Genomic DNA, 17,771 nt, shown 5'->3' with positions numbered 1-17,771 from the left:
GCTTAAGTTCAGCGCTCAGACCGGCCGTTCGCCCTTGACGGTGACACGCCGGCCCTTGCGCTCCTCCGGCCAATAGTCCCAGATCGCGCGGTGCATGCAACAGCGATTGTCCCAGAAGGCCATGTCGTTCAGCGACCAGCGGAAGCGGATCTGGTAGTTGATGTGCTCGGCATGCTGGAACAGCATCTCGAGGATCGCGTCGCTCTCATGGTCCGACAGGCCCATGATGCGCGTTGTGAAGGTCCGGTTGACGAAGAGCGACTTGCGGCCCGTCTCCGGGTGCGTGCGCACGATCGGGTGCACCGCCTCGGGGCATTCGATGTCGGCATCCTTGCGGCCCCGGTCACTGTAGCGGCCTTTATATATATGCTCCGAACTGTGCAGCGCGGAGAGCCCGCCAAGCATCTCCTTTACCGGGTCCGACAGATCGTCATAGGCGGCATACATGTCGCTGAACATGGTGTCACCGCCGCAGGGCGGCAGGATGTTGATCTGCAGCATGGTGCCGAGCGGGGGCGTCTCGTCGCAGGAGACGTCGGAATGCCAGAACTCGCCATTCGCCACCTTGGAGTCCTTGGTGGCGTGGATTTCGAAGATCTCCGGGTAGCCTTCCATCGTCGGTGCAGCCGGGTGCGCATGCAGCGGGCCGAAGCGCTTGCCGAAGGCGATGTGCTGCGCGGGCGGGATTTCCTTCTGCTCCTTGAAGAACAGGACCTGGTAGCGGAAGAAGGCGTCGCGGATCTCGTCGAACTGATCGTCCGGCACGGGCTCGCTCAGATCCACCCCGTAGATCTCCGCGCCGAGGTTCGGGGCAAAGGGTTTGGCAGTGATCAGCTGGTAATCGTTTGTTCTCGGAGCGACCATGGGGAGCCTCGTGTTATCCGGCGTTTTTCAGATTGGCCGCGACCATAATCATAAAATCAAATTGATAAAAACGATTTTTTCTTTATCAAAGCGCAAGAAAAACTTTATAAAACTAAGCCATTTACCCGGCCCGGGAGACCATTCATGAGCATTCGCGCGCTGCGCACGCTTCTGTCGATCCACCGTCACGGCAGCTTTCGTGCCGCCGCGGAGGCGGAGAACCTGACGCCGTCCGCCGTCAGCCTGCAGATGCGTACCCTGGAGGAGGCGTGGGACCTGACCCTGTTCGACCGCTCCCAGCGGACGCCGAAGCTGACGGAGACAGGACTTGCGCTGGTGGGCGAGGCGGAGATGGTCATTGCCGCCTATGACGGCCTGGCCGACCGGGTGGCGCCGAAGGACGAGATCTCCGGCGAGCTTATCCTCGGCGCGGTTCCGACAACACTCACCGGGCTGGTGCCGCTCGCGCTGTTGGAACTCAAGAAAAGGCATCCGGGCATACGCGTGCGCATTGTCCCGGGGCTGTCGAACCAGTTGCTCTCCCAGATCGATCGCGGTCAGATCCACGCGGCCGTCATCTCGCGCCCCGATCTGCTCTCAAGGTCGATGCGTTTTTCAAGGCTCGCCGAGGAGGTGCTGGTTCTGCTGGTGTCGCAGACGACGGAAGATCTCTCCCCGGAGGCGCTGCTGCGCTCCCGCCCGTTCATCCGCTTCAACCGGGACGCGGTGGTGGGAAGGCAGATCGAAACCTGGCTGCAGAACAGCTCCATCCCGGTCCATGACGCGATGGAGCTGGAAAGCCTGGAGGCGATTTCCAGCATGGTCGCGGCGGAGCTCGGGATTTCCATCGTGCCGCAGCGCTGCATCCGCGAAAGCGGCCGCCTGCCGCTGAAGACGCTGTCGCTTGGCGACAACAGCCCGAGCCGGGTGCTGGGTCTGGCGAGCCGGGAAGGCGCGCCCAGGACCAGCCTTGTCAGCGCCGCCGAGGCCGCCCTTCTGGAAGCCGTGGCTATCGGCGAGTTCACACTCCCGTCGCGGTGACGCGGCTGCGGATTTGGCGGAGGCACATTGCCGGACCGCACCCACCGGCGTCATCCCGGGCTTGATCCGGGATCCATTCCACGTGGCAGCGGATGCGTGAGCCGGGAGGCAGGGGAGGGCGGTTGCGTCGTGCTTGCGAAACTTCGTCTCTGGAAACGAGTGGGTCCCGGATCTCCGCTGCGCTGCGTCCGGGATGACGGTGGAGGGGCGCATGACCGGCAGCGCCAACTCACCTCATCCTGAGGCGCGGAGCGAGACGTATGGGTCGCACGGTATTGTCCTCCAGCTGATCCTTCGAGACAGGCCTGCGGACTTCCTCTGGAAGAGGGTGTTGTTCTTATCGTTCTCAAGCCGCACGCCGGACCGCACCCACCGGCGTCATCCCGGACTTGATCCGGGATCCATTCCACGTTGCAGCGGATGCGTGAGCCGGGGGCAGGGGAGGGCGGTTGCGTCGTGCTTGCGAAACTCCTGCTCTGGAAACGAGTGGATCCCGGATCTCCGCTGCGCTGCGTCCGGGATGACGATGGAGGGGCGTATGACCGTCCGCCAACTCACCTCATCCTGAGGCAGCGCAAGCGCGCGTCTCGAAGGATGGGCTGCACGGTATTTTCCCCTGGCTGATCCTTCGAGACAGGCCTGCGGCCTTCCTCAAGATGAGGGTGTTGTTCTTGTCGTTCTCAAGCCGCACGCCGGACCGCACCCACCGGCGTCATCCCGGACTTGATCCGGGATCCATTCCACGTTGCAGCGGATGCGTGAGCCGGGGCAGGGGTGAACGGTTGCGTCGTGCTTGCGAAACTCCGTCTCTGGAAACGAGTGGGTCCCGGATCTCCGCTGCGCTGCGTCCGGGATGACGGTGGAGGGGCGCATGACCGGCAGCGCCAACTCACCTCTTCCTGAGGTGCGGAGCGAAGCGAAGCCTCGAAGGATGGGCCGCACTTTATTGTCCTCCAGCTGATCCTTCGAGGCAGGCCTGGGGTGTTCCTCAGGATGAGGGTGTTGTTCTTGTCGTTCTCAAGCCGCACGCCGGACCGCACCCACCGGCGTCATCCCGGGCTTGATCCGGGATCCATTCCACGTTGCAGCGGATGCGTGAGCCGGGGGGCAGGGGAGGGCGGTTGCGTCGTGCTTGCGAAACTCCGGCTCTGGAAACGCGTGGGTCCCGGATCTCCGCTGCGCTGCGTCCGGGATGACGGTGGACGGGCGCATGACCGGCGCCAACTCACCTCATCCTTCGAGACAGGCTTGCGGCCGTCCTCAGAGTCTGACTCGAAATTCATTCTTGAGCCTTTGCCAAGCGCCTGATGATGAGTTCGATGCTAGCGATGTACAGCCAAGCGGTCTGTGTTTCTTGTTTGACTTCAAAGTCCTTTGCAAGACGCCGCCGTCGCCCAAACCAGGCAAATGTTCTCTCAATGACCCATCGTCTTGGCAGAAGCGCGAATCCTTTCACCCCGGTTGGCCGTTCGACGATCTCAATCGTCCACGGTCCACAATCCTCGATCTTTTTCAATAGCTTCGGCCCTCGGTAGACCCGATCGGCGAAGATATGAGCAAGGTTGGGATAGGTCTGCCGCAGGCTGCGTAGCAATGGCACCGCTCCGTGGACGTCCTGGACGTTGGCGGGATGAACCAGAACGTCCAAAAGAAGCCCGTCCGTATCAGTGACAATGTGGCGCTTGCGACCTTTGATGCGTTTGAATGGATCAAGTCCCCGAGGACCGCCGACTTGGATTGTTGCGACGCTCTGACTGTCAATGACACCGGCGGTCGGAGTAGCATTGCGCGCTTGTGATTGGCGATGCCGCTCAACCAGCCGCCGGTTCAGCGCTGGCCATAACGCATTGTCACGCCACGCATAAAAGTATCTCTGCACTGTGGAACGTGGTGGGAAGTCGGCAGGCAGAAACCGCCAGGGACAGCCTGTGCGCAGCAGATAGAGAATGGCATTGACGACTTCCCGCAGCGACGTGGTGCGCGGACGACCTCGATCTCGTCGGGCTGGCAGATGGGGACAGATGAACCTCCATTCTTCGTCCGTGAGATCACTTGCGTAACGCAAGCTGCGACGGTCATAGTTGGCGCGGGTGGTCTCGGTCCACATGGCGAAGCTCCGTTCTGTTAGCGCAAAAACGGAATCACATGCGACCGGGATCACTCAACTAATTTCGGGCCAGTCTCTCAGGACGCGGTTGTGTCTTCGATCGCCTTTTGGAACCCGGCAACGGCCGGTCAGCCTTGCGCCGGACTGCCCGAAAGAAACTCAAGTAGCCTTGCCGTCAATTCGTCGGGGGCTTCTTCGGGGATGGCGTGGCCACAGGGGAGGGCACAGCCGGTCACGTTGTCCGCCTTTTCCTTCCAGGTCGAGATCACGTCGTAAAGATCGCCGACAACACTCTTGGCCCCCCAGAGTGCGAGAAGCGGTGCGGCAACGCGGCGGTGCGCGTCGGCTTCGTCGTGTTCCAGGTCGATCGTGGCCGAGGCGCGGTAGTCCTCGCAGATCGCGTGGATCGTTTCCGGGTTGCGATAGGTTCTGAGATATTCGGCAATGGCATCTTCGCCGACCGCGCCTTCGGTCCTGACCTGACCGGAAATGTGCCGCCGCAGGAAATATTCCGGGTCGCCGCCGATCATCCGTTCGGGAAAGTCGTGGGGCTGGATCAGGAAGAACCACCAGAAATACCGTGTTGCAAATTCCTTGTCCGTCTGCGCGTACATCGTGCGTGTCGGGGCAATGTCGAGAACGGCGAGACGCGCCACAGCGTCCGGAAAATCGAGCGCCAGCCGGTGCGCAACGCGGCCGCCACGATCATGGCCGATGACGGAAAACCGGTCGTGGCCGAGGCTTGCCATCAGCGCGATCTGGTCCTGTGCCATCACCCGCTTGGAATAGGGCAGGTGTTCGGCATCGCTCGTGGGCTTGCCGCTGTCGCCATAGCCGCGCAGATCGGGGGCGATCACCCTGTATCCGGCAGCGGCGATTTTGGGCGCGACCTTGCGCCAGACAATGTGTGTCTGCGGATGGCCGTGAAGCAGCAGGACAGGCGGTCCTTCGCCGGCGCAGGCATAATTGATGTCGACGCCGGGCAGGCCCGCCTTCTTCAGCGCAAACCCCCGGAGGAAGCGTGATGCGGTCATCTAAGGGGATTCCAGAACCGCGTCGGCAATCGCCGCCCCGCAGGCCTTCGTATCCGCCGGGCCACCGAGATCGGGTGTCCTGAGAGCCTGTTCGGACAGCACGCGCTCAATCGCCGTGACAATCGCCTGGCTCGCCTCCGCCGCTCCCAGATGGTCCAGCATCATGGCCGCCGCCCAAATCTGGCCGACCGGGTTGGCGATGCCCTTTCCGGCAATGTCAGGCGCCGAGCCGTGGACCGGCTCGAAGAGCGAAGGATAGGTGCCTTCCGGGTTGATGTTGCCCGAGGGCGCGATGCCGATCGTGCCCGTGCAGGCGGGGCCGAGGTCGGACAGGATGTCGCCGAACAGGTTCGAGGCGACGACGACATCGAACCAGTCCGGATGCAGCACGAACTGGGCCGTCAGGATGTCGATATGATACTTGTCGACCGTCACATCGGGATAATGTCTCGCCATCTCGGCAACCCGTTCGTCCCAATAGGGCATGGTGATCGAAATGCCGTTCGACTTGGTCGCCGATGTCAGGTGTCCGCCGCGCTGTTCGGCAAGATCGAAGGCATATTTCAGGATCCTGTCGACGCCGGTGCGGCTCATCACGGTTTCCTGCATAACGATTTCGCGGTCGGTGCCGGGGAACATCTTGCCGCCGATCGAGGAATATTCACCCTCGGTGTTTTCGCGCACGATCATCATGTCGATGTCGCCGGGCTTGCGGTTGGCGAGCGGCAGCGGCACGCCCGGCATGGCACGTGCCGGGCGCAGGCTGACATACTGATCGAATTCCCGCCGGAACTGGATCAGTGACCCCCAGAGCGAAATGTGGTCGGGTACAATGTCCGGCCACCCGACCGCGCCGAAAAAGAGTGCGTCGCTCGCGCCCAGCCGGTCCTTCCAGTCGGGCGGCATCATCTCTCCGTGTTTCACGTAATAGTCGGCGGAGGCGAAATCATGCTCGGTGAACTCGAAGCCGAGGTCGAAGCGCTTTTGCGCCGCGTTCAGGACACGCAGGCCCTCGGGAACGGTTTCCTTGCCAATGCCGTCGCCGGGGATGACCGCGATGTTCCAGCTGTTTTGCGCCATTTAGGTTCTCTTCCGGGTCGTTCGATTGACGGTCAACGTGGCACTTCGGGCAAACGGTGCGCAAGGAAAAACAGGCAACAAGGCCCTGAGGGGACGCGTTCCGCAAAATGCAGATCGGGCAGCCCACTGCACGGTCCGGCCGGCATCGCCGACAGGGCGCAACAGGTTCGTCCGGCGTCCGGCTCACGCCTTCTTGCCAGCAAATCAATTTCAAGCGAGTGATCAAGAATTTAATAGTATTCACAATAGCTTGAGGGGAGATTAGTCTCGCGCGAATGTGTGTGGGGCGTGTGGCGAAGTGACCCGAGTTGAGGGTCTGTTCCCTTAAGGTCTGCCTGCATCCAATGACGGATGCCTTTCAAACGGGTTGACCAGGAGGGCAACATGAAGACACTGAAAACGCTGCTTGGGGCAAGCGTAATGGGCCTGCTCATGGCAGGGTCGGCGCAGGCCGCCACGATTGACATTACTTTCAACAATTCCAACGGGTTCGGATTTCTGGTGACGCCTGTCTACACGGGTGTCCATTCCGGTAGTTTCGATGCGTTCGACGCAGGTTCGGCGGCAAGCGCCGGCGTTGAACAGGTTGCGGAAGTGCCGGTTCCGCCCAATCCGCCCAACCTCATCGCGGGCGAGCGCCTTGCGGTTGAACCCAACTCTCAGGGCGGTTTCATTTTCGGACCGGGCGGACCGATCCAGGATGGGGAATCAGGCACGCTGACCATCGATGTCGCGGACCCGACAACGAACCGCTACGCGACCTTCCTGTCGATGTTCGTGCCCTCGAACGACACGTTTTTCGGCAATGACAATCCGTTCGCCTACGAAATCTTCGACGCCGCCGGCAACGTGATCGAGCAGACGATCGAGATCACCGGAAGCTCGATCTGGGACGCCGGAACCGAAGTGAACCAGTTGCTGGGAGCGGCCTTCCCAGGCCAGGACATCCAGGATGGTGCTGTTGAAGGCGGTGTCATCCAGCGTCTTCTCGACATCGACGACGGGATGGGCGGCAACGGTTTTAATGCGCTTGAAGCCCTGTTCGGGGTCACCAATGCGGGCCTGATCACGTCCGATACGGTTCTCTTCACCATCGACATCGAAGCGACGCCGGTGCCGCTGCCGGCAGGCGGTGTGCTCCTGCTTGGCGGTCTCGGTGCCATGGGTTTCGTCGCCCGCCGGCGCGCCAAAAAGGCCTGAGCCGGCTTTCTCATCCGGGCGCGCATGTGCCCGGATGACCCTGTCAGCGCCGCAACGTCCGCTGGCGTAGCAAGTCATGCCGCCTGCCGACCTTGCGGGCGGAGGCCCGTGGCATAGGCCCACAGACTGAGCGCGACGGCGGCAGTGGATACGATCGTCATGACCGTCCCCGGCACGAAGTGCACGTAACCGCCCAGATCCATGAAAACGAAATAGCCGACATCGGTGACCCAGCCGACAATCGCGGTCATGAAGATCGCCGTGACCGAGCCGCGCCAGACAAAGATACCGCCCACCACCGTAAAGGCCCCGATCCAGAGCAGGTTGAAGCCGTGCTGGTTAATGAGCGCGCCGACGGCTGCGTGGTAGTCGTTTGCCAGCATTGCGGGATCGACCGCGTCGGCAATCCCGGCGACGGCTGCGGAGGTCTCCTGCCCGATTGTCATGATACCCGCGAACATGTGGACCAGGCCCCAGATGACCCAGAGGATTGCCGCGGCCCTGAGTGCATGCCTATGATTGCCCGTCATTGAACCTCTCCCTTTCCGAGTCGGCCCGATCGCCGGTCCGGAGATATTTAGTGGACTTTATCCACTATTCCGATTTGGTGGATAAAGTCAACAATATCGTGACCATGCAAAACATCGAACTGGCGCTTCTCGTCGACCGCTTCATGCGGAAAATTCACTTCGGCCTTCAGTCCAAGGCACACGACTTCGACCGGGAGCGGGTCGGTCCGGGTGGCGGCATCGTGCTGCTGACGCTCGCCGACATGGGCTGTCCCGGGCTGAACGAGCTGACCCGCCGCGTGGCGCGCGACAAGTCGCAGATGACCCGCACGATCCGCTCTTTGGAGACGAAAGGCCTGGTGGCCCGCAGGGCGTCGCCGGACGATGCCCGGGTGAGCCTGGTACATCTCACCAGGGAAGGGGAAGCGGTGGTCGATGAACTCCGGCAGGCCGTCGCCGAAACGATCGGCGAAATCCTTGCACCGATTTCCAAGCAGGAAGAAAAGGTGCTGCAAGGCCTGCTGGAACGTGCCTTGATTGACAGCGGCGCAGAAGGCAGTGCTCCGGAAACCAGGTGAGTCATCTGTTGCTGTCTTCCAACTTCGCTGCGCTTGGAGCGGCCGGCTGGAGGGCGATCGTCTCCGCCCGCCGGGTGAAACCAGGGACACGAGTATCAGTCACTTGTCCGCCGGTCTCGGCAGTGGGCAGCTCTAGGACTCCCGTGCGATTATAATACGCTGCGGAATACGAACCAGTTGAAGGCCACATAGGCGAGCGGGAAAACGAAACGGCACGCAATGTCGAGAATCTTCGCGCCCTCGCGATACTTGATCGTGTTCAGATACGTCGTCGTAAGCGAGACCAGCAGGGCCAGGAAGACGAATATGGTCGCGCCGCCGATGAAGAAGTCCATGAGCGTGAAGTATCCGAGCGGTGGCAGCATGTTGGTTGCCGCGAAGATGAACGCGATGATCGTCAGCATGGAAGTCGCCGAGAGGCCGATCTGCGGGCCGTATTGTGCCGGGTCGATCCAGAAGACGCTCCACGACATGAAGACGATCAGCGAGATCGGCAGAATGATCTTCCAGACATAGAACGCGCGGATGCGTTCGGCCTCGATCGTCAGATCCAGTTTCGTCCGGGTCTCGTCGAACGCGTCGGCGATGAAGCCGCTGTCGATCTGCGCCTCCACGCCCTTGATGCGCCAGTCGGAAATGTTGAGAACATCATAAATCCCGACAAATTCCGCATCGAGTTCGATGAAGGCTTCCTCCGGTTCGTAATCGAGCAGAATGAAGCTCAGATCGATCGCCTGGGAATCGAAGGGGAAGTCGCGCAGCGCGTGATAGCTTGCGAGCGTGCCGGAAATGCGCTGGAGGTATGTGACCGTGCCATTCGGACCGATGGTCACCGTCTCCGGCCACCGCTCGAAAAGCCGTCCCGAGTTCAGCAGGACCAATTCCGGAAACCAGACGGACCCGATATCCAGTTTGCAGCCTTCCAGGTTCGTAAGCCGGCCGTCCTGCCACATGCGGCGGATCGCCAGATCGATCGTGATGGTCTGGTCGACGTCGTTGATCTCACGAATATCGATGACCCGGACACCCGTCTTTATGACGGTCGGCACCCCGTCCGGGTCGGGACTGATATGCGTGCGCATGTCCGGAACAGCGCATGTGTGCTGGTCCGAAGCAGGCAGGTTTTCCTGTCGGGTCTGAGAGTGTGCGGTTGACGCAAGAACAAGTAAAAAGAGTAGCGTAACAAACCGTATCATGAGGTCGATCAAAGGCCCTAAAATAGTAATTCCGCTCCGAGCGTGAAATGAACGATTCCTATTGTTTATACCAATGATCGCCGTTTGCGAATAACGTCTTTGAGTTTCGAGCGGAGTCTATATAGATCACCGCGCGAGTATATGAGGAAGTTAATACCTCTACGTGAAGTTAGCTGATTTATTTTATTTTGCGTGCGTTGGGTTCGGCCAGGGTTTTCCGACCAATTTGGAACAACCTTTTTGGACTCCACACCTAGTGCAGGCTCAAGAGCACTTCGATGTCCCGCTGGCTGAGCGGGGCGAGCAGGGCCTTTTCCTCGGCAGTGAGTTTGGCGTCGCCATCGACATACTGTCTGATCTGCAGCGCAATCTGGCTGGTTGGCTGATAGTAGAGATCGCCGCCCAGCCGGCTCAGCTCGACAACGAGCCGCTGCACCAATTCCTTGCGCTTTTCGGCATCCAGATCGTGACGTTTTTCCTGCAGCATCGGTCGCTGTCCTGATTCAGTCCTCTGCCCCACACCATGTATTTAGTGCGGATGCCGGAGCGGTCGAGGGGCAGGGGGTTAGACTGTCGCGAGATCCTCCTTGCGGCGGCCGTCCCGTGCGGTGCCGGTGTTGATGGTGGTCGCGGGCTCCAGGAGTATGACTTCGCAGGTTTCCGTCAGGGCGACGGGGCAATGTTCGACACCGTGGGGCACCACGATGAACTCTCCTTCCTGAATGATTTCCTCCCGGTCACGGAAACGCATCAGAAGCCGCCCGCGATGGACGAGAAAGAGCTCGTCTTCCGTCTCATGGAAGTGCCATGTGAAGTCGCCCTCGAACTTTGCAAGCTTGATCAGCATGTTGTTGATCTGCCCGGCAATACGCGGGGCCCAGTGGTCATCAAAACTGCTGAAGGCACGGTCGAGATTTTTCTTGGCGAAGGGAGACAGGTGACCGTTCAATTCGGCAACATCGCGAATGATTGCCGAAAGCTGGGCCTCAAGGCCTTCGCCCTCGCTGGGGTAGTCGCCATCAAGGGCGGCCGTTCCGATCGTGAAGCCGGCAGCCCCCGCCTCTTTCACGGATGCGATCCGTTCCGGATCTGCAATCGAGCCGGCAACAATCACCGGCTTTTCCGTGGCTCTGCAGACCGCGGCGATGAGACCTGAAATGTCGTCCAGGGGTGAGCGGTAGGCCAGCAGATCAAGGCCATGGACACCTTCGCGTGCAGCCATTGCGCGGGCGCTTTCGACGATCTCCTGCTGACTTCCCTTCAGGATGCTTGGATGTCCGACGATCTCGCCGGGGAACGGGTAGTACTCTGTCGGGGTGCCTTTCAGGATCGGCAGAACGTCGTCCACCCGCGTGCCGCCGAGCAGGATGTCGACGCCGATTTCGACCGCGGCCTGAGCCGATGCCACTTCACTGTCGCAGTCAAGACTGACCACTTCCAGGTAGGACGTTGCTCCCTTGGCCCTGATGGTTGAATTGAGCTCTTTCAGCTCTTCGATCGGCAAGCCGATGTCCTTGAAACCGATATGGCGGACACCCAGGGAAAGTGCGGTCTCAAGATGCTGTGCGGCTTCCGCCACCGTGCGGTCGTTCCGGGTGAGCATGAAGATGAAACGCAGACCCATCAGGCGGCCTCCTCGTTGTGTTGGCGTGTGGCAGCCAGCTGCCGTGCAGTGTGAATGGCAACGGCCAGGCTGCCCGCATCCGCGACGCCTTTGCCGGCAATGTCGAATGCGGTGCCATGATCAGGCGAGGTGCGCACGAAGGGCAAGCCCAGGGTCACGTTTACCCCTTTTTCCACGCCGAGATATTTCACAGGAATGAGTCCCTGGTCATGATATTGCGCGACGACGACATCGTGTTCACCCTTGCGTGCTGCCATGAAGACGGTGTCGCCGGGCCAGGGGCCCGATGCGTCGATGCCCTCGTGCCGCGCCGCCTTGATCGCGGGTTCAATAACGTCGATCTCCTCTCGGCCAAAGAGCCCGCCTTCGCCGGCATGAGGGTTCAGACCCGCGACGGCAACGCGAGGCCTCTCGATGCCGAGATCCTGGCAGGCCTGGTTCGCCAAACGGATCGCGGTCATTTGGGCCGTAAAATCCGCCCTTTCGATGGCATCCCGCAGACTCACATGGATCGTCACCAGGACGGTCCGGAAATCATCATTCACCAGCATCATCGCGGCCTGACCGGTTCCGCCCAGGTCGGCCAGGATCTCGGTATGACCGGGATAGTCGAAACCCGCAGCGGCCAGGGCCTGCTTGTTGATCGGCGCCGTGACAAGGCCGGATGCACGGCCGGATCTTGCGAGCATGATCCCCGCCTCGATCGCCCTGAACGCGGCATGTCCGCTTTCAGGCGAGACCGTACCGACAGGAAAGGCGCCGTTGGGTGATGTGCGCAGAACCTCCATGACACCATCTACGGGCGCGGCAGTCTCGAGCGCTTCGATCTCGCGGACGAGCAGCCCGGAACCGAGCGCGTTGGCGGCGTCCTTCAGGACGGAGGGGCACCCGGTTACAACGCAGTTGTCCGCGTCGCCTTTCGCAGACGCCTTGACGATGATTTCCGGGCCGATGCCGGACGGATCACCCATGGAAATGACGAGCGGTTTTGAGATCGGGGTCACGCAGCGCGCTCCTTGAAACAGAGACTGATACTGCAAACTGGCGCATTTCCCGCCGAAGACAAGCGATGGTTTCTCACCAAAAATGGTGATAAAAGATCACCAATGAAACGATCTGAACTTCCTTATCTCGACGATCTGCGCGCCTTCGAGGCCACCGCAAGAAACGGGTCTGTGCGCGCTGCGGCAAACGAGCTTTCCCTGACCCACGCGGCGGTGAGCCGCAGGGTTGCGCGCGTGTCGGAGACGGTCGGTGCCAAGCTGTTTCGCAAGGCCGGGCGCGGGTTGGTGCTCACGCCGGCGGGGGAGAGCCTGCGCGATGCATGCCGGCGCAGCTTCGACGATTTGCTGCGCACGATCACCTCCATTCGAAACGCAGAGGGAACCTTGGACCATGCGGTCCTTCTCTCCTGCGAACGCTCGGTGGCCATGCGGTGGCTGATCCCGCGCCTGAGCCGTTTTCAAGACGCGCATCCGGACGTGACGGTTCACCTGTCGGTTGGTGGCGGTGCCGTCGAAGAGCACGGCAATGGCGCGTTTCTCGCACTTCGCCGGCTGGATTTTGCGCTCGACGACGGATGGACGTATCAACCGCTGTTTCCCGAACGTGTCGGTCCCGTCATGGTGGATGGCATGCGGGCAAGTTTCGAAGCGGGCGACTATGTTGCTCTCGTCACCAAAACCCGTCCAGATGCGTGGGACCGTTGGCTCGTCGCCAACCCCGACGCGCCGCGGCCGCGGGAACGCCGCGGTATGGACCATCATTTCCTCATGGCGGAGGCGGCGTGTTCAGGCCTTGGTGTGGGATTGTCACCCTATGTGATCGCCGCCGACGATGTCGCCGGCAACCGCCTTGTCGCCCCTTTCGGCTTTTCACCGGACGGGTCGGACTATGGCCTTGTGCATCGCGCCGGTGCGGCGTTGCCGGAAGAAGCGCAATGCCTGGCGGACTGGATCCGGTCCATATGCAAACCGCTTGGCAACCGATCTGACTGAGGCCAGATCAACTAGCCTTCGTCGCCACGTGACGTGAAACGATGGATGTCGACGGCTTCGATATCCACCTGGATCACAACCTCCTGTTTGATGTCGCGCGAGAGTTGGGCCACGAACCGGTCCAGACCGGCCTGGGCGGTGTCGAGTTCTGCACGGTCTGCCGTCATGACAACGGAGACGAGCACCCGACCGTGCCTGTAGTCCACACTGACGGAATGGATACGGCCAACCTTGTGATCTTCGTTCATGGCTCTGTCGAGATCGAGGTTCTTGTTGACGATCCTCAAGAGGCGGTTCTTCACGTAAATTTCGTATAGTGCGGTCTGCAGGGGCGGCATGAGTGCATAGCTCCCGACCATCATCACCATCAGCGTCGCGAGGCCCTTTTTCCAATCGCCATAGTTCTGGACGATGAAGACAAGGCCCGCGATGATGACGATGCCGACAAAGTTGGTCAGGAACAGCAGAAACCCTCCGGCGGCGATATCAAGACCGCCATCGCGGAGCCCCAGGTCTTCCATGCCGACCCCGAGTGCCGAACTCGCCTTGTCGCCGAGGGCGAGCCCGATCCCGGTCACCGCCAGCGGCGGCACGAGGGCAACGGCAATCGCGACACCGGCGATCGAGTCGGCAATGCGGGGCCGCGTCTGCGCATAGGCGCCGGCGCATCCGGCGGCGAGGGCGACGACGAGGTCAAGCATGGACGGGCTGGTGCGGGCCAGGATTTCCGGGCCGACGACGCGCGCGCCCACCAGGAGAACACCGCAATAGCCGACCGCCACAACGCAGCAGGACCCTAGAACCGCGGTCAGCAGTGCGCGCAAGACAAGTTTGATGTCGAAGGTGGCGATCCCGAAAGCCGTGCTCATGATCGGTGACATCAGAGGAGCGACGATCATCGCTCCGATCACGGTCGCCGTACTGTTGGCGATGAGGCCGAGAGTCGCCAGCACCGCGCTGAGCGAGAGCATCAGGAAAAACGGCACCGTCGCCCGCGAGGTCCGGTCCATGCGCTCGGCGAGATCTTCTCTGCTGGTCAGCTCGCTGTGGAGCGGGCTGTCGAACAGCCTCGACCGGACGGCGCTCCAGAAACGCTTCATAGGGCGATCCGTCCGCGAAGCCCGAATATGGCCAGGCTGTCCTCTCCCGGGTTCAGAGCCGGATTCGCGATCAGCTGAACACTCGGTGTGATCGCAAGATTCGGGGAAACGGTCAGCCGATAGAAGACCTCCGCCGTATACTGATCATCAGCGAATGCCTCTCCGGGATCGGACCAGTTCAGACCGAAGCCGAAGAGATCGGTCTGGCGGGTGTAGTAACCCAGACCTGCCGAGACGGTTGCCTTGTACAGCGCCGCATCGCCCTGCGAGATCCCGGCGCGCAGGAACGGCATCCAGCGAATGTTGAAGAACCAGGCCGCCGACCCGGAAACGCCCCAGTCGTCCCTGCGCGAGCCGTCGTCCGCACCGTCGCTTTGCCAGAAGGTCAGGTGGATGTTGTCGAAATAGATCCGGTCCTGGCTGCTCATGTAGCCGATCTCGATGCTCTTGAACGTTTCGCCGGTCTTGAAGACGTCGAAGTTCGGTTCGGCGGGATTGCCGTTGGCATCGGCGATGCTCGCGATCGCATAAATGTTCTCGTGAAGGCGAACACCGCCGGCAATGGCAAGGCCGGGGTTGGGCGCGTTGATCGTCGGGTTGGTGTTGAAGGCCAGGTTCTGGAAGGCAGTGTAGGGGCTGACGAGGCCGTAGACATCGAGGAAATCCGTGACGTCGATCTGGCCTGCCTGCACCGTCCAGGCCCTGTTTGGTCCCCGCTGCGTCCAGAACAGGTTGGTCAGGGCAAGCTGGATGTCGTTGAAGGCGGTTCCGGTGATCGACTGGGCGCCGCTGTCGAAGCCGAAGAACTGCGGCGCGACGGTGGTGTAGGCGGTTCTGTGCTCCAGCTTGGCGGTGAGCCCGCCGTTCTCGAACGCCTGCCAGGTGCCGTATATCCTCGCAATGCCACCAGCGGCGTGGCCCTGGCCGACTTCCGCGTTCGACCATTGCCCGAGGCTGAGATAGTCGATCTTGAAGTCGATATTCGCGTTTTCCTTCAGCGTCTGCTTGAAGCCGAACCAGGCTGGCAGGTTTGTCTGGAGAAAGCGGGATCTGAACTGCGGGTCCGTCAGCCCGTCGCCCTCCGTGAGCTCCGCGCGGACGGAACTCGGACCCCCGAGACCCGGTGCGTCGGTATCTTCCGCCCATGCCGGACCCGCTGCCGTTACAGCGAAAACGAGACAGAGCGACAGCAGCGATGTCCGGGAGCGGCCAGTCATTTCCGGTCCGCCTGCCTGCCATCGTCGGCGGACGGCGGCCGAAGGGGCCACGGCTTTTCGGTCTTCGGCGACGTGAGCGTTTCCACGCTGGCGACATCTATGGTGAATGTCGACGCCATCTTCACCGGGCCATCCACCACGCGCATGACCCGGTTTGACGGATCGATTTCAAGACGGCCGCTGACCCTGACCGGTTCGTAAATGAATTGGGGGTACCAGGCTTCCTCGAAGACAAGCCTCAGGAGCTGATTGGGCGGTGGTGGTGGTACGTGGCTGCACATGCCGCGCTCGGGAACAAGGTAAGCAGTGAACCGTCCCTCCGCGTCCGGTGGCGCCGGGATCACGAAACCCGACAGCGTCGCCTGCGAACCGTCGAGGTCGGGATTGCCGGCAGTCGCCGCCCGCTCGCGCCGCTCGGCAACGACCCAGCGTTGGGAAATCAGCCAGTCCGGCTCGATCCCGGCCGCTTCCAGTTCGCCAACCGCGCCGGCAAGGGTCTCTTCCAACCCGGCGCGCCGGTTGCCGGCAAGGTCCGGGCCTTGCAACTCAGTGCGCGCGCGGACAATCGTCAGAAGTGCATCAAGCTGCGCAGCGCTCAGATCGCGGTAGGGATCCTCGAAGGTCTGCGCGGACCGGTCGGGCAGCTCGCTCCAGGAGACTTCCGATGCATGTGCCGTGTCATGGCACGGCAGCGCAAGAAGCACGGCGAGTATTCCCGCAAGGCCAAACGTCATCACTGATCTGCGCGATAGAAACGTCATCCTTTCCGGCCCCCGATCAGTTCAGCGTGTTCTTGAAGATCTGGCCGTCCTTCATGATCAGGCGGATTGTTTCAGGGCTTTCCGGACGCGGGTCCGCGCCGAACCATTGATCCCCCGTGCCGACAACGGAAAAATCCTCCAGCGGGTTGCCGTCGATCAGGAGAATGTCCGCATACGCTCCCTCCTCGATCACGCCGAGCTTGCCCTCCAGATAGGGGTTCATGAAGTCACCCGAGAGGGCAACGATCTCACCGCCGGTGGAGGTCAGCGTGACCATGGAGGTGTACGCGCCGAAGAAATCGTTGTTGAGATGCTTTTCGTAGGCAATCTGGATGTTGCAGGCCTCCACGGAGCCGACGCAGTCGGTCTGGAAGCCGCGTTTCACGGGGCATTTTTTCATGTTGTCGATGTAGCCGGCGAAGGTTGCGGAAGCCGATTTCGCCTTGGCGAGGCTTGACGGCACGCTGGCGACTGCGGGGATGTCGAGCAGGCCCGGGTCGAATGCGGTGAGGTTCGTTGTGATATAGGCCCCCTTTTCGTTCATGACCTCGGCGATTTCGCAGTCGAACGAAAACCCGTGCTCAATCGATTTCACGCCTGCCTCAAGCGCGTTCAGGATGGCTTCCTTGCGATAGGAATGCGCCATCACGTAACTGCCGTACTCGTTCGCGACCTGGACGGCCGCCTCGATTTCCGCCTTTGATCCGGCGAGCAGCTGCCACGGGTCGAATGCGGACACGACACCACCGGACTGCATGTATTTGAGCTGGGTGGCTCCCATGCGGAAATTGTTGCGGCCGTATTTCTGGACGTCGGCGACGCTGTCGACTTCCTGCGCCATGTTGAGACGGCTGAAGTTGGTTTCCGAGCCCGGAGGCGCGGTGAAATTGGCGAAGTCGGCGTGGCCCCCACGGGTGCCGAGAAAAGCGGCTGACGGGTAGTATCGAGGGCCCGGTATCTGGCCCGCATCGATGGCCCGGCGCAGGCCGCCGTTGCCGCCGCCCGCGTCACGCACGGTGGTGAAACCCTGCATCAGATACATTTCCGCCATCCTGGTTCCGTGAATGCCGAAATCTTCCCAGGTGGTGTTGGATTCCATCAGCGGCAGGCTCGGTCCCATGAGCATGAGGTGGGCATGGGTCTCGATGAACCCGGGTGTCAGCGTACGTCCACCGCCGTCTATTACCTCGGCGTCCGGTGCGTCGATGGCCCCGGTTGAGACCGACTTGATCAGGTTTCCTTCGACAAGCACGCTCGCGTTTTCGATACGCTGCTCGTTCACGCCGTCAAAGACGTGGACATTGGTGAACAGTACCTGGCTCGGCGCGGAAGATTCCTGGGCGGCGCCGCCACCGGTCAACAGGCCGGCGAAACCCACAAGGCCCAATGAAAGGCCCACTGCCTTGCTAAAATAGTGCATGCGACTCCATCCCACTTTCTTGTTTTTTCACCGGGTCCGTTTG

Annotated in this window: 17 protein-coding genes; 4 read left to right on the top strand and 13 right to left on the bottom strand. The window is 61.4% G+C overall.

Features of this window, described 5'->3' with window-relative positions; genetic code table 11:
- Window positions 1-15: 15 nt before the first annotated feature.
- Window positions 16-864: a TauD/TfdA dioxygenase family protein gene (locus ACO07N_RS02155; protein WP_421979447.1), complete on the bottom strand. Its 849-nt coding sequence runs from the start codon at window positions 862-864 to the stop codon at window positions 16-18.
- A 144-nt stretch (window positions 865-1,008) separates the two neighbouring features.
- On the opposite strand from ACO07N_RS02155, the gene ACO07N_RS02150 reads away from it, so the two are divergent.
- Window positions 1,009-1,905, top strand: a complete 897-nt coding sequence (locus tag ACO07N_RS02150; protein ID WP_421979446.1) for a LysR family transcriptional regulator — start codon at window positions 1,009-1,011, stop codon at window positions 1,903-1,905.
- Between the two features lie 1,279 nt (window positions 1,906-3,184).
- Here ACO07N_RS02150 and ACO07N_RS02145 read toward each other — a convergent pair.
- The 3 genes from ACO07N_RS02145 to ACO07N_RS02135 all read right to left on the bottom strand — a co-directional run bounded on the left by ACO07N_RS02145 (window position 3,185) and on the right by ACO07N_RS02135 (window position 6,126).
- Window positions 3,185-4,012 carry an IS5 family transposase gene (locus ACO07N_RS02145; protein ID WP_421979445.1) on the bottom strand — a complete coding sequence of 276 codons (828 nt, stop codon included), beginning with the start codon at window positions 4,010-4,012 and terminating at the stop codon, window positions 3,185-3,187.
- A gap of 128 nt (window positions 4,013-4,140) precedes the next feature.
- Window positions 4,141-5,046 carry an alpha/beta fold hydrolase gene (locus ACO07N_RS02140; protein ID WP_421979444.1) on the bottom strand — a complete coding sequence of 302 codons (906 nt, stop codon included), beginning with the start codon at window positions 5,044-5,046 and terminating at the stop codon, window positions 4,141-4,143.
- Entirely contained in the window at window positions 5,047-6,126 is a 1,080-nt protein-coding gene (locus ACO07N_RS02135; RefSeq protein WP_421979443.1) for a tartrate dehydrogenase, read from the bottom strand. It abuts the gene before it with no gap.
- A gap of 384 nt (window positions 6,127-6,510) precedes the next feature.
- Here ACO07N_RS02135 and ACO07N_RS02130 point away from each other — a divergent pair, with 384 nt between their 5' ends.
- On the top strand, window positions 6,511-7,326 hold the full coding sequence (locus tag ACO07N_RS02130; protein ID WP_421979442.1) for a spondin domain-containing protein: 816 nt from the start codon (window positions 6,511-6,513) through the stop codon (window positions 7,324-7,326).
- Window positions 7,327-7,400: 74 nt separating this feature from the next.
- Here the strand turns inward: ACO07N_RS02130 and ACO07N_RS02125 are convergent, their stop codons facing one another.
- Complete coding sequence (locus tag ACO07N_RS02125) at window positions 7,401-7,856, bottom strand: hypothetical protein (protein WP_421979441.1); 456 nt, start codon at window positions 7,854-7,856, stop codon at window positions 7,401-7,403.
- Window positions 7,857-7,906: 50 nt separating this feature from the next.
- On the opposite strand from ACO07N_RS02125, the gene ACO07N_RS02120 reads away from it, so the two are divergent.
- A complete protein-coding gene (locus ACO07N_RS02120) occupies window positions 7,907-8,413 on the top strand; it encodes a MarR family winged helix-turn-helix transcriptional regulator (RefSeq protein WP_421979440.1) in 507 nt (168 codons plus the stop codon).
- Window positions 8,414-8,562: 149 nt separating this feature from the next.
- Here the strand turns inward: ACO07N_RS02120 and ACO07N_RS02115 are convergent, their stop codons facing one another.
- From ACO07N_RS02115 to pdxA, 4 genes are all read right to left on the bottom strand, one after another.
- Window positions 8,563-9,495 (bottom strand): hypothetical protein, encoded by a 933-nt coding sequence (locus ACO07N_RS02115; protein ID WP_421979439.1) that lies wholly within the window; start codon window positions 9,493-9,495, stop codon window positions 8,563-8,565.
- 367 nt (window positions 9,496-9,862) lie between these two features.
- Window positions 9,863-10,096 (bottom strand): hypothetical protein, encoded by a 234-nt coding sequence (locus ACO07N_RS02110; RefSeq protein WP_420333771.1) that lies wholly within the window; start codon window positions 10,094-10,096, stop codon window positions 9,863-9,865.
- A 78-nt stretch (window positions 10,097-10,174) separates the two neighbouring features.
- Window positions 10,175-11,233 (bottom strand): cupin domain-containing protein, encoded by a 1,059-nt coding sequence (locus ACO07N_RS02105; protein WP_421979438.1) that lies wholly within the window; start codon window positions 11,231-11,233, stop codon window positions 10,175-10,177.
- Window positions 11,233-12,228: a 4-hydroxythreonine-4-phosphate dehydrogenase PdxA gene (gene pdxA, locus ACO07N_RS02100; RefSeq protein ID WP_421984366.1), complete on the bottom strand. Its 996-nt coding sequence runs from the start codon at window positions 12,226-12,228 to the stop codon at window positions 11,233-11,235. The genes ACO07N_RS02105 and pdxA overlap by 1 nt, the downstream gene beginning before the upstream one ends.
- A gap of 111 nt (window positions 12,229-12,339) precedes the next feature.
- Between pdxA and ACO07N_RS02095 the strand changes: the two genes are divergently transcribed.
- Window positions 12,340-13,230 carry a LysR family transcriptional regulator gene (locus tag ACO07N_RS02095; RefSeq protein WP_421979437.1) on the top strand — a complete coding sequence of 297 codons (891 nt, stop codon included), beginning with the start codon at window positions 12,340-12,342 and terminating at the stop codon, window positions 13,228-13,230.
- Window positions 13,231-13,241: 11 nt separating this feature from the next.
- Here the strand turns inward: ACO07N_RS02095 and ACO07N_RS02090 are convergent, their stop codons facing one another.
- The 4 genes from ACO07N_RS02090 to ACO07N_RS02075 are packed head-to-tail and all read right to left on the bottom strand — an operon-like array spanning window position 13,242 to window position 17,728.
- The gene (locus tag ACO07N_RS02090; protein WP_421979436.1) at window positions 13,242-14,330 is read right to left on the bottom strand and encodes a DUF389 domain-containing protein; all 1,089 of its coding nucleotides are present in this window, start codon (window positions 14,328-14,330) and stop codon (window positions 13,242-13,244) included.
- Window positions 14,327-15,547: a carbohydrate porin gene (locus ACO07N_RS02085; protein WP_421979435.1), complete on the bottom strand. Its 1,221-nt coding sequence runs from the start codon at window positions 15,545-15,547 to the stop codon at window positions 14,327-14,329. The genes ACO07N_RS02090 and ACO07N_RS02085 overlap by 4 nt, the downstream gene beginning before the upstream one ends.
- A complete protein-coding gene (locus ACO07N_RS02080) occupies window positions 15,544-16,281 on the bottom strand; it encodes a DUF3299 domain-containing protein (protein WP_421979434.1) in 738 nt (245 codons plus the stop codon). Before ACO07N_RS02080 ends, ACO07N_RS02085 begins: the two co-directional genes overlap by 4 nt.
- Before the next feature lie 43 nt (window positions 16,282-16,324).
- The gene (locus tag ACO07N_RS02075; RefSeq protein WP_421979433.1) at window positions 16,325-17,728 is read right to left on the bottom strand and encodes an amidohydrolase family protein; all 1,404 of its coding nucleotides are present in this window, start codon (window positions 17,726-17,728) and stop codon (window positions 16,325-16,327) included.
- Window positions 17,729-17,771 lie beyond the last annotated feature (43 nt).

The sequence above is a fragment of the Roseibium sp. genome, from assembly GCF_965229775.1.
Lineage (GTDB): Bacteria > Pseudomonadota > Alphaproteobacteria > Rhizobiales > Stappiaceae > Roseibium.
The sequence above is the reverse complement of the archived record's forward strand: the minus strand, read 5'-3'. Positions and strand labels throughout refer to the sequence as shown.